This window comes from Burkholderia sp. LMG 13014 (assembly GCF_905232215.1).
Classification (GTDB): Bacteria; Pseudomonadota; Gammaproteobacteria; order Burkholderiales; family Burkholderiaceae; genus Burkholderia.
On the sequence record NZ_CAJNKE010000170.1, the window covers coordinates 1 to 11090 of the forward strand.

General features: G+C 65.7%; 12 protein-coding genes. 10 read left to right on the top strand and 2 right to left on the bottom strand.

The genetic code is table 11. The features are described 5' to 3' along the window. Positions 1 to 301 (top strand): thiamine pyrophosphate-dependent enzyme (locus JYJ84_RS18000; RefSeq protein ID WP_240201870.1); only part of this gene is annotated, 301 nt, incomplete at its 5' end. Between the two features lie 93 nt (positions 302 to 394). Here JYJ84_RS18000 and JYJ84_RS18005 read toward each other — a convergent pair. Beyond that, positions 395 to 1051, bottom strand: coding sequence for a TetR family transcriptional regulator C-terminal domain-containing protein (locus tag JYJ84_RS18005; protein WP_226212924.1), 657 nt, complete (start codon positions 1049 to 1051; stop codon positions 395 to 397). A gap of 259 nt (positions 1052 to 1310) precedes the next feature. Here JYJ84_RS18005 and JYJ84_RS18010 point away from each other — a divergent pair, with 259 nt between their 5' ends. The 8 genes from JYJ84_RS18010 to JYJ84_RS18045 all read left to right on the top strand — a co-directional run bounded on the left by JYJ84_RS18010 (position 1311) and on the right by JYJ84_RS18045 (position 9061). After that, positions 1311 to 2096, top strand: coding sequence for an ABC transporter ATP-binding protein (locus tag JYJ84_RS18010; RefSeq protein ID WP_374102111.1), 786 nt, complete (start codon positions 1311 to 1313; stop codon positions 2094 to 2096). A gap of 74 nt (positions 2097 to 2170) precedes the next feature. Beyond that, complete coding sequence (locus JYJ84_RS18015) at positions 2171 to 2968, top strand: transporter substrate-binding domain-containing protein (protein ID WP_175221577.1); 798 nt, start codon at positions 2171 to 2173, stop codon at positions 2966 to 2968. Positions 2969 to 3001: 33 nt separating this feature from the next. Further along, positions 3002 to 3718: an ABC transporter permease gene (locus JYJ84_RS18020; protein WP_175221578.1), complete on the top strand. Its 717-nt coding sequence runs from the start codon at positions 3002 to 3004 to the stop codon at positions 3716 to 3718. 49 nt (positions 3719 to 3767) lie between these two features. Next, positions 3768 to 4463, top strand: a complete 696-nt coding sequence (locus JYJ84_RS18025) for an ABC transporter permease (RefSeq protein WP_089432493.1) — start codon at positions 3768 to 3770, stop codon at positions 4461 to 4463. Between the two features lie 52 nt (positions 4464 to 4515). Further along, positions 4516 to 5709: a pyridoxal phosphate-dependent aminotransferase gene (locus tag JYJ84_RS18030; RefSeq protein WP_175221579.1), complete on the top strand. Its 1194-nt coding sequence runs from the start codon at positions 4516 to 4518 to the stop codon at positions 5707 to 5709. A gap of 31 nt (positions 5710 to 5740) precedes the next feature. After that, a complete protein-coding gene (locus JYJ84_RS18035) occupies positions 5741 to 6751 on the top strand; it encodes a succinylglutamate desuccinylase/aspartoacylase family protein (RefSeq protein WP_175221580.1) in 1011 nt (336 codons plus the stop codon). A gap of 274 nt (positions 6752 to 7025) precedes the next feature. Further along, a complete protein-coding gene (locus tag JYJ84_RS18040; protein ID WP_122949372.1) occupies positions 7026 to 7334 on the top strand; it encodes a DUF485 domain-containing protein in 309 nt (102 codons plus the stop codon). Then, complete coding sequence (locus tag JYJ84_RS18045; protein ID WP_175221581.1) at positions 7331 to 9061, top strand: cation acetate symporter; 1731 nt, start codon at positions 7331 to 7333, stop codon at positions 9059 to 9061. The genes JYJ84_RS18040 and JYJ84_RS18045 overlap by 4 nt, the downstream gene beginning before the upstream one ends. A 160-nt stretch (positions 9062 to 9221) precedes the next feature. On the opposite strand, the gene JYJ84_RS18050 is transcribed toward JYJ84_RS18045, so the two are convergent. After that, the gene (locus JYJ84_RS18050) at positions 9222 to 9461 is read right to left on the bottom strand and encodes a hypothetical protein (RefSeq protein ID WP_175221582.1); all 240 of its coding nucleotides are present in this window, start codon (positions 9459 to 9461) and stop codon (positions 9222 to 9224) included. A 57-nt stretch (positions 9462 to 9518) separates the two neighbouring features. Here JYJ84_RS18050 and JYJ84_RS18055 point away from each other — a divergent pair. Beyond that, on the top strand, positions 9519 to 11090 hold a 1572-nt coding region (locus tag JYJ84_RS18055), incomplete at its 3' end, for an MCP four helix bundle domain-containing protein (protein ID WP_205189340.1).

Genomic DNA, 11090 nt, shown 5'->3' on the forward strand with positions numbered 1-11090 from the left:
CATCGCCGGCGATGGCGGATTCCAGTACACGCTCGCGGAGCTCGGCACGGCGGTGCAGCATCGTGCGCGCGTGATCGTCGTGCTGCTTAACAATGGCGGATACGGGGAAATCAAGCGCGCGATGGTCGACGGCGGTGTCGAGCCGGTCGGCGTGGATCTGCATACGCCGGATTTCGTCGCGATCGCACGGGCATATGGATGGGGCGCGCAGCGGATCGAGGAGGGCGGGTCGCTGGCTGGCGCACTCGATGAAGCTGCGGCGCACGATGCGCCGTACCTGATCGAGATCCGCGCGCGCTGAGAACACGAACGGCCTCGCTATGCGAGGCCGTCGTGGGTGCCGCCGGATTACCGGCGGCGATCGTGCGCGATGCTGCCGTCGTGGCGCGGCGTACTACGCGCGCTTGCGGGCCGTCTTCGGCGGCGGTAGGAACGTATCGACGACGCGCAAGCAACTCGTCAGCGCGTCTTCCGCGGTAAACGACGTCGGGTCGCGCGCGAGTTCGAGCCAGAACCCGTCGATCACGGCCGTCAGCGTCAACGCGGCGAGATCGCTGTCGACGGTCCCGCCGCGCACTTCCGCGATCTGGTCGAACAGCTTCTTCAAGGCTTGCCGGTAGCCGGCATACAGCTCCTTGTGCGCCTTGCGGATCACCGGATCGCTGTGCGCAACGCTCCAGAAGCCGAGCCATACCTTCACGTTCTTCGGCGCGAACACCGGTGCGGCGAAACACACCTTGATGATCGCGTCGAGCTTGTCCTCGGGGCCGGTCGCGTTCGCGGCGGCCGCGCGCGACACATCGAGCAGGTCGGATGCGAGCCGCTTGTAGGTCTGCGCCATCAGCTCGTCTTTCGACTGGAAGTGATGGTTGATCAGCCCGCGCGATACCTTCGCTTCCGCGCAGATGCGGTCGATCGTGGTTTCCGAATAGCTGTAGCGCGCGATGCAGCGCATCGTCGCGTCGATGATCGATTGCTGCCGCACCGCGGGCGTTTCGCGGATACCGCGGCCGCGGGTCTGAACCGGTGCGCTGCCAGGAGTCTTTTTCACGGAGTGACCTTACGGAATCGTCATGGCACCGATTATAGGGGAGTGTCGGACGCTTGTTCAATTACACCGTCGAAAGCGGCGCGAAACCCGCGAAAACCCTTGCTCCCGGATGATTGAAATCTGTTGAACCACCGTTCAACAGCGCCTATACTCGACTCCGCATGAGGTTGGTCGGCCATTCAACAAGACGCCGCGATCCCGCACGGGACGGGCGTGAGAATTCGACACAGGAGACAGCATGTTGGCGCGGGTGGAGAGCGTGAAGGCGGCCGTCGAGGAACGCGTGCAGGTGATGGACCTGCACAAGCGGTTCGGCGAGCTGGAGGTGTTGAAGGGCGTGTCGCTGAGCGCGCGCGAAGGCGAAGTGATCTCGCTGATCGGCGCGAGCGGCTCGGGCAAGAGCACGCTGCTTCGCTGCATCAACCTGCTGGAAACGCCGACCCGCGGACGCATCGTGGTCGACGGCGAGGAGATCGGCCTGAAGGTCGACCGCAAGGGTCGCACGGTGCCGACCGATCCGCGCCAGGTCGAGCGCATTCGCACGCGACTCGGCATGGTGTTCCAGAGCTTCAACCTGTGGGCGCACCGCACGGTGCTCGAGAACGTGATCGAGATGCCCGTGCATGTGCTGCGCGAACCGCGCGCCGAAGCGATCGCGCGCGCCGAGCAGCTGCTCGAACGCGTCGGCCTTGCCGACAAGCGCAACGTCTATCCCGCATTCCTGTCCGGCGGCCAGCAGCAGCGCGTCGCGATTGCGCGCGCGCTGGCCATGCGGCCCAAGGTGATGCTGTTCGACGAGCCGACTTCCGCGCTCGATCCCGAACGCGTCGGCGAAGTGCTGAAGGTGATTCGCGATCTCGCGTGCGAAGGCCGCACGATGATTCTCGTCACGCACGAAATGGCGTTCGCGCGCGACGTGTCGAACAAGGTGCTGTTCCTGCACGAAGGGCGCGTCGAGGAGAGCGGCACACCGGCCGAGATCTTCGATGCGCCGCAGAGCGAACGCTGCAGCCAGTTCGTCAACGCGCATCGGCAACGCCACTGAACCGCGGGTGCGGCCCGCGCGTGCCAGTACGGCCGGCCGCCCCGATCCCTATCTTTCCTGCAAGGAGTCCGACCATGAAACGCGTCGCACGCAGTCTGCTGTGCCTGTTGAGTCTCGTCCTCGCGGTGCTTGCGCCGCTCGGTTCCGCGCACGCGTCGTCGGGCGTGCTGCGCTTCGGCGTCGCCGCCGAACCGTATCCGCCGTTCCTGATGAAGAGCCCGACGGGGCAGTGGAGCGGCTTCGAGGCCGACCTGATCCGCGCGCTGTGCGACCAGATGAAGGCGAAGTGCGAGATCAAGGAAGTCGCGTGGGACGGCATCATCCCGGCGCTGCTCAGCGACAAGATCGACGTGATCTTCAACTCGATGTCGATCACGCCGGAGCGCCAGAAGGTGATCTCGTTCTCGCGGCCGTACTACGAGACGCCGGGTACCTTCGTCGGCGCGAAGAACCAGAAGCTCACGCTGACGCCGGACGGCCTGAAGGGCAAGGTGATCGGCGTGCAGGGTTCGACCGCGAACGCCGAGTTCATCAAGATGGCCTACGGCAAGAACGCGACGGTGCGCCTGTACAACACGCAGGACGACTGCAACGCCGACCTCGTCGCCGGCCGCATCGACACGATGTATCTCGACCAGCTCGGCATCCTCGATTTCCTGAAGTCGAAGGACGGTGCCACATTCGAACTGAAGGGCCCCGGCAGCGTGAAGATGGACCCGGCGATCTTCGGCTATGGCGTCGGCGCGGGGATGCGCAAGGCCGATGCACCGCTCAAGCAGCAGATGGACCAGGCGCTCGAGCAGCTGCATGCATCGGGCAAGTACGCACAGATCGCGAAGAAGTATTTCCCGATCGACCTCTGGCCGCACTGATCGCACGGATACGCGCACGGACGAGGAGGCGGCATGGACGGTTGGGGATGGGTGAGCTACCTGGGCATGGACCCGGACGGCTGGGGCGTCGCGCTCTTGCAGGGCGCGGGCGTGACGCTCGAGATTTCGCTCGGCGCGTTCGTCGTCGGCATCGTGCTCGGGCTGCTGGGTGCGGCCGCGAAGCTGTCCGGCGTGCGCGTGCTGGAGCGGTTCGCGCAGGGCTACACGACGCTGTGCCGCGCGGTGCCCGAGCTGCTGCTGATCCTGCTGCTTTATTACGCGGGCACCGACGCGATCAATCTGCTGATGACGGCGATCGGTGCCGGACCGGTCGCGGTCAACGGCTTCGCGGCCGCAGTGATCGTGCTCGGCATCGTGCAGGGCGCGTATGCGGCCGAGATCATCCGCGGCGCGATTCTCGCGATCCCGTACGGGCAGATCGAGGCTGCGCGCGCATTCGGCGCGCCGCCGTCGCTCGTGTTCCGCCGCGTGACGTTGCCGGCGATGGCGCCGTATGCGCTGGCCGGCTTCACGAACCTGTGGCTGATTCTCGTGAAAGACAGCGCGCTCATCAGCGTGGTCGGGTACAGCGAGCTGCTCTACACCGCGAAGCAGGCGGCCGGGTCGACGCGCGAGTACATGCACTACTACCTGATGGTCGCGGCCGTGTACTTCGCGATCACGTCGCTGTCCGGCATGCTGTTCCGCGAGATCGAGCGGCGTTTCGGCCGCTGGATGCCGGCATCGTGAGCCGCGCCGGGGTTTCTCACGCATTTTTCGACCGAACCGGATCAACGTCATGGATCTGAGCGTACTGTCTTCCTACGGATCGCTGCTGCTGCTTGGCGTGCTGACCACCGTCAAGCTGCTCGTCATCTCGGCCGTGTTCGGCTTCGCGCTCGCGATCGTCGTCGCGTTCGCGCGGCTGTCGGGCAACCCGGTCGTCGCGCGCGTCAGCAAGGCTTTTACCGAAGTGATACGCGGCACGCCGCTGCTCGTGCAGATCTACCTGATCTACTACGGCGTCGGCTCGCTGTTCGCCGGCTGGCCCGCGCTGCGCGACAGCGTGCTGTGGCCGTTCCTGCGCGACGGCTTCTGGTATGTCGCGTTCGCGCTGGTGATCAGCGTCGGCGCGTATGTCGGCGAGGTGCTGCGCGCGGGCCTGCGCGGCGTGCCGAAGGGCGAGATCGAGGCGGCGCGTGCGATGGGGATGCGCCCGTCGATGATCGCGCGGCGCGTGTGGCTGCCGCGCGCGATCCAGATCCTGCTGCCGACGCTCGCGGGCGAGACGGTGATGCTGCTGAAATCGACTGCGCTCGCGTCGACGGTCGCGGTGATGGACGTGCTCGGCGCCGCGAACTACATCCGCGCGCAGACGCTGCGGACCTACGAGCCGCTGCTGGCGATCGCGGTGATCTATGTCGTGCTCGCGTTCGTGATCGAACGCGCGTTTGGCCGGCTCGAACGGCGTGTGCCGGTACGCATGCCGCGGTGAACGAACCCTTGAAGATGCGGCGGCCGCCCGGTCGCCGCGCGACGGAGAACGCATGAACTATTCGAAGCTGGTCGACCGCCTGCAGGGCAAGCGCACGACTGCATGGGACATTCATTACGCGGCACAGGCGGCCGTTGCGGCTGGCGAACCGGCGATCATCCTCAGCGTGGGCGATCCGGATTTCCCGACGCCCGACGTGATCGTCGAGCGCGCGGTGACCGCGCTGCGCGGCGGCGATACGCACTACAGCGAGGTGCGCGGCCGTGCGGAGCTGCGCGCGGCGATCGCGCGGGAGCACGCGAAGGCGTCCGGGCAGGCCGTCGGTGCCGAGCATGTGATCGTGACGGCCGGCGCGCAGAATGCGCTGTTCGCGATGGCGATGTGCCTGTGCGAGACGGGCGACGAGGTGATCGTGCCGGAGCCGATGTACCTGACGTACGAAGCGAGCGTACGGGCGTCGGGCGCAACGCTCGTGCCGGTGCCGGTCGATGCGTCGCGCGGTTTTCATCTCGACTTCGACGCGCTCGAAGCGGCCGTGACGCCGCGCACGAAGGCGATCTTCTTCGCGACGCCGTGCAACCCGACCGGCGTCGTGCTGCCGCGCGCCGATCTCGAACGCATCGCGCGGCTCGCCTGCGAGCGCGATCTGTGGGTCGTGTCCGACGAGGTCTATGCGGAACTGACGTTCGAGCGCGACATGGTCAGCATCGCGTCGCTGCCGGGGATGGCCGCGCGCACGGTGACGATCGGCAGCCTGTCGAAATCGCATGCGATGCCCGGCTGGCGGGTCGGCTGGGCGATCGGCCCGGCCGAACTGATCGAGCACGCGGAGCGGCTCGCGCTGTGCATGCTGTACGGGCTGCCGGGCTTCATCCAGCAGGCGGCCGTCACCGCGCTCGACAACAAGGCCGCGATCGTCGCGGACATGCGCGAGCTGTACCGGCGCCGCCGCGACCTGGCCTACGCGCGCCTGCGCGACGTGCCGGGGCTGCGTTGCCTGCTGCCGGAAGCCGGAATGTTCATGATGGTCGACGTGCGCGGCACCGGGCTCGACGCGCACGCATTCACGTGGGGATTGTTCCGCGCAAAGCAGGTCGCGCTGCTCGACGCGAGCGCGTTCGGCGATACCGCATCCGGCTTCGTGCGCTTCGGCTTCGTCGTCGACGATGCGAAGCTGGCCGACGCATGCGAGCGCATTGCGGCATTCGTCGCGAGCCTTGGCGTGGATTCGCACGCAGTGTCGTGATGTGCAAGCGGAACCCGAAGGAGGACGGACGATGATCGAGGCGCTGACATGGCAGGTGCCCGGCGACAACGGGCAGCCGCTCGCGATCCGCGCGTGGCGGCTGTCGGGCGGCGACGGGCCGCGCGTGCATCTGCAGGCCGGCGTGCATGCGGACGAGATCGCCGGCATGCTCGTGCTGCACCGCTTGCTCCCGCAGCTGTGCGCCGCGCACGATCGCGGCATGCTGTGCGGCACGGTGACGGTGGTGCCGCAGGCGAACCCGCTCGGGCTTGCGCAGTTCCGGCAAGGGCGCCTGCTCGGCCGCTTCCACGATGCGACGCACCGCAATTTCAACCGGCATTTCCATGAATCGGCCGCCGCGCGCCGGCCCGCGACGACATTCGCCGCCTGGCAGCGCACGCTGTTCGACGCCGCGTGCGACGCCGATATCGTGCTCGACCTGCATACCGATTCCGACGCTTTGCCGTACCTGTACCTGCAGCGCGATCTGTGGCCGGCCAGTCGCGATCTCGCGGCCGCGCTCGGCGTCGACGTCGCGATTCTGTGGGACGAGGACGACGACGGCGCGTTCGAAGGCGCGATCGCCGCGCACTGGGCGCGCAACGGCGGCCTGCGCGAACGGCTCGTCGCGACCGTCGAGCTGCGCGGGCAATCCGACGTATCGGATGCACTCGCCGAGCGCGATGCCGACGGCGTGCTTGCGTTCCTGCGCGGCCGTGGCGTGATTGCGGAGCCTGTCGGCGCGCACGACTGGCATGGCGAGGCCGTGCCGATCGCGCACATGGAGACGGTGCTCGCACCGGTGTCGGGCGTGCTCGTGTACGAACGCGAACTAGGAGCGACGGTCGATGCGGGCGAGCGCATCGCACGGATCGTCGCGCATCCGGGCGTGCCCGGCAGCGAGCACGTGCTGGTCGCGCCACAGGCCGGACGCATCGTCACGCGCAATCGCGAGCGTCTGGTCGCGCAGGGCGACGTCGCGCTGAAGCTGACGGGTTCGCGTCCGTCGGCGGGATGGTCGGGCGGCGCGCTCGATCCGTGATCGACGCTGCGCTCGACTATCCGGTTATTGAGCACTATCGAAATATTGCGTCCGGACTAACCCGCATCGCTGCGCCGAAACGACGTCGACGTTGCGACGCGCCCCGCGCGCGGTCGCGTACAGGAAGCGGGCATCTCGCTTGCGACAACGGCACCAGCGCCCGGAATCGCTAGGGAAAACCATAGTGCGCCCTCGAAAGATCGAGTAAGCACGCAGTCAGCTTCGCCGTCCAGAATCGCCACACTCATTCAAAAAGCAAACCAGGAGACAGGCGATGCATGATGGGTTGGTGAAAAAAATCGAAGCGCATCCGAAGTATGCGCTGCTCAAGCGGCGGCGCAATACGCTCGGTATCTGCCTGACCGTGCTGATGCTGATCGTCTACTACGGCTACATCGCACTGATCGCATTCGACAAGTCATTCCTCGCGAAGCCTGTGAGCACCGGCGTGACAAGTGTCGGTGTACCCGTCGGCATGGCGGTGATCGTGTTCACCGTCGTCATCACCGGCCTCTACGTGCGTCGCGCAAACAACGAATACGATCAACTGACGCAGGACATCCTGCAGGACGTCGCCCAATGAAGAAGACTCTTTCGATGACGCTGGTCGCGCTGCTGGCCGCGGGCGCGTGCAGCGTGGCCGTCGCGGGCGGCGGCGATGTCGGGCAGACCGCCAAGCAGGCGACCAACACCACGGCCATCATTCTGTTCGCGCTGTTCGTGGCAGGGACGTTGTGGATTACCAAGTGGGCGGCGTCGCGCACGCGGTCCGCGGCGGATTTCTACACGGCCGGCGGCGGCATTACCGGGTTCCAGAACGGCCTGGCGATCTCGGGCGACTACATGTCGGCGGCGTCCTTCCTCGGCATTTCCGCGGCGGTGATGACGTCGGGTTATGACGGCCTGATCTACTCGATCGGCTTTCTGGTCGGCTGGCCGGTCATCACGTTCCTGATGGCCGAGCGGCTGCGCAACCTCGGCAAGTTCACCTTCGCCGACGTCGCGGGATACCGCTTCGAGCAGGGGCCGATCCGCAGTTTCGCCGCGGTCGGCACGCTGGTGGTGGTGGCGTTCTACCTGATCGCGCAGATGGTCGGCGCGGGGCAGCTCATCAAGCTGCTGTTCGGTCTCGACTACTGGGTGGCTGTCGTCATCGTCGGCGCGCTGATGATGGTCTACGTGCTGTTCGGCGGCATGACGGCCACCACGTGGGTGCAGATCATCAAGGCGTGCATGCTGCTCGCGGGGGTGACCTTCATGGCGATCATGGTGCTCGCGCAGTACGGCTTCAGCCCGGAGGCGCTGTTCGCCCATGCCGTGGAAGTCAAGACCGCGATCGCCGCCAATGCCGGCAAATCGCCGGACGACGCGACGCGGATCGGGCTGTCGGTGATGTCGCCCGGCGGGTTCATCAAGGATCCGATCTCGGCCATCTCGTTCGGCATGGCGCTGATGTTCGGCACCGCCGGCCTGCCGCACATCCTGATGCGCTTCTTCACGGTGCCGGATGCGAAGGAAGCGCGTAAATCCGTGTTCTGGGCCACCACCTGGATCGGCTACTTCTACGTGCTGATCTTCATCATCGGTTTCGGCGCGATCACGCTGGTGCTGACCAATCCGGAGCTGTCCGACGTGGCCAAGGGCGTGATCAAGGGCGGCGCGGGCACGGCCAACATGGCTGCGGTGCTGGTGGCCAAGACGGTGGGCGGCGACGTGTTCTACGGCTTCATCTCGGCCGTGGCGTTCGCGACGATTCTGGCGGTGGTCGCCGGGCTCACGCTGTCGGGTGCCTCTGCCGTGTCGCACGACCTCTATGCGACCGTCTTCAAGAACGGCAACGCGAACAGTGCGGACGAGCTGAAGGTGTCGCGTATCACGACGCTGGTGCTCGGCGTGATCGCCGTGCTGCTGGGCATCGCGTTCGAGAAGCAGAACGTCGCGTTCATGGTGTCGCTGGCGTTTGCCGTGGCGGCGTCGGCCAATTTCCCGGTGCTGTTCCTGTCGATGATGTGGAAGGGCTGCACCACGCGTGGCGCGGTCATCGGCGGGTTCCTCGGGCTGATCTCGTCGGTGGGGTTGACCATCGTGTCGCCGTCGGTGTGGGAGGCGACGCTCGGTTATCCGAAGGGTTCGGCTTGGTTCCCGTACACGTCGCCCGCGTTGTTCTCGATGACGATCGGCTTCGTGGGCGTGTGGCTGTTCTCGGTACTCGACACGAGCCTGCGCGCGAAGGCGGAGAAGGGCGCGTTCGCCGCGCAGCAGGTGCGTTCGGAAACGGGGCTGGGGGCGACTCGCGCCAGCAGCCACTGAGCGGTAGCCAGCCAGTCACGCCCGCCCAGGGGCTGACGATGCAGCGCAGCGCATCGTCGGCCCCGCGGCGGGCGGTATCGTTTTCATCGGTCCGTTGAATCACTCTCCGGCAATAAAAAATCGCGAATTCGACTGAATTCGCCGATAATGCGCAAACGTTTTACGAAAGCCCGATGGCGGCTAATCCGCGGATTAAATAAATAAAAAGAAAATATCCGTATTCCGGATTTTCCGCCCGCGCCGTAGTGCCGGCCGAAGCCTTGAGGCAGTGGGTTAACGGCAGATTCCGGCAATACTTTAGGGTTCTTTCGTCACAATTGTTCATTTCATTTTTATCAATGAACGATTGATTTCCGGTCATCGGAGCGTCATACACCATCCCCGATAATTCGGCGCTCACATTCTTTCAATAGACCAAACGGCGATCGAAGCCGGATCGCTGCGGGGAGCTGTACTCATGACCATCCGTCACCGCATTACGCTGCTAGTCGTCCTGACGTTTTTCGCGCTGTCCGCGATCGGCATTTATGCCGTGTACCAGACGCGCAAGAGCGCGTCCGAGGTGCGTCAGGTCACCCAGGGAATCGTGCCGAGCGCGCTCGCGTCCGCGGATCTCGTTGCCGATGTGAAGAACATCCAGATCGCGACGATGACGCTCGTCTACGCACCCGACGCGAATACCGCCGCGCAGGCGCGCGACGAGCTGAAGGCGAAGCAGGCCGCGCTGCGCGCCGCACTCGACGTGCAGGCGAAGTCGGCGGTCGGCCAGGCGCAGGTCGGGCTCGTCTCGCAGGCGAAGGAGAGCGCCACGAATTACTTCGCGGCGATCGACGACACCGTGAAGATGAAGGCCGACGGCAAGCCCGAGATGGCGCAGGCGTACCTGTTCGCGAACGTCGCGCAGTATCGCGACGAACTCGAAAGCATCGTCGATACGCTGCGCGTCGAGAAGAACCGCCAGAAGGACGACGCGATCAATGCGCTGAACGGAATGCTGTCGACGACGGCGACCGCGATCGCGGGCGTTGCCGGCACGGTGATCGTGCTGCTGACCGCGCTCGGCCTGCTGCTGTATCGCCAGATCACGCGCCCGCTGATCGGGATGCAGACGGCGATGAGCGAGATCGCGACGAGCCAGGATTTCACGCGCCGCGTGCCGGTGGGCCGGATGGACGAAATCGGCCATTCGATCGTCGCGTTCAACGGGATGATCGAGAAGATCCAGGAGAATGCCGCGCAGCTCAAGCAGAAGACGGCCGACATCCAGGCGATGCTGCAGAACATGCAGCAGGGGATCCTGACGGTCGTCGAAGGCGGCGTCGTGCATGCGGAGTATTCCGCGTACCTCGAAACCATCTTCGAGACGAACGACATCGCGGGCCGCGACCTGATGGCGCTCGTGTTCGACGACTCGAACATCGGTTCCGACGCACGCTCGCAGGTCGACGCGGCCGTGCACGCGTGCCTCGGCGAAGACAGCATGAACTTCGAGTTCAACGAGCATCTGCTGGTGAACGAAGTCGCGAAGCGGATGCCGGATGGCCGCGAGAAGTGGCTCGACCTGAGCTGGTCGGCGATCACTGACGAGACCGACACGGTCGTGCGCCTGATGCTGTGCGTGCGCGACGTGACCGAGATTCGCGAGCTGACCGCGCAGGCCGGCGAGCAGCAGCGCCGCCTCGAAATGATCGGCGAGATTTTGTCGATCAGCCAGGACAAGTTCCACGACTTCGTGCACAGCGCGAAGGGCTTCCTCAGCGAGAACGAACGGATGATCCGCCAGCACGAGCGCGCCGATCACTCGATCGTCGCGGCGCTGTTCCGCAACATGCACACGATCAAGGGCAATGCGCGCACGTACAGCCTCCAGCACCTGACGAACATCGTCCATGAGGCGGAGCAGGCGTACGACTCGCTGCGCCGCGCGGACGGCGGCCCCGAGTGGAACCGCGACGCGCTGATGGACGACCTGGCGCGCGTGCGCGAGGCCGTCGAGCACTACGCGACGATCAACGCGGTCACGCTCGGC